The organism is Adlercreutzia equolifaciens (genome assembly GCF_029076695.1).
Classification (GTDB): Bacteria; Actinomycetota; Coriobacteriia; order Coriobacteriales; family Eggerthellaceae; genus Adlercreutzia; species Adlercreutzia equolifaciens_A.
Map to the genome: position 1 here is coordinate 1 of NZ_JARFIK010000037.1, position 450 is coordinate 450.

The window sequence follows — 450 nt, forward strand, 5'->3', positions numbered from 1 at the left end:
ATAAGCCCATTGAATCTGGCATCCACCTGCTCTCCCATGCCGTCTCCAGCATAGTACCATCGGCCGATCAGGTCTTAACCGTCGTGTTCGGGATGGGAACGGGTGTGTCCCCTGACCGCATCGACACCAGAATTCTTTAGTTAGGTCCTTGAGACCTGAACAGTATATAAAACCCTTACTTCTTCTCCCTTAGAAAGGAGGTGATCCAGCCGCACCTTCCGATACGGCTACCTTGTTACGACTTCACCCCAGTTATCGGTCCCACCTTCGGCAGCTCCCTCCTTACGGTTGGGTCACTGACTTCGGGCGTTACTGACTCCCATGGTGTGACGGGCGGTGTGTACAAGACCCGGGAACGTATTCACCGCGACATTCTGATTCGCGATTACTAGCGATTCCAGCTTCATGTAGTCGAGTTGCAGACTACAATCCGAACTGAGACGTTATTTT

Annotated in this window: 2 rRNA genes; both read right to left on the reverse strand. The window is 52.2% G+C overall.

From position 1 onward, the window contains the following. Positions 1–13: 13 nt before the first annotated feature. Positions 14–131, reverse strand: a 5S ribosomal RNA gene (gene rrf / locus PZH32_RS11335). Positions 132–193: 62 nt separating this feature from the next. Next, positions 194–450 (reverse strand): 16S ribosomal RNA (locus tag PZH32_RS11340); the annotation flags it as partial.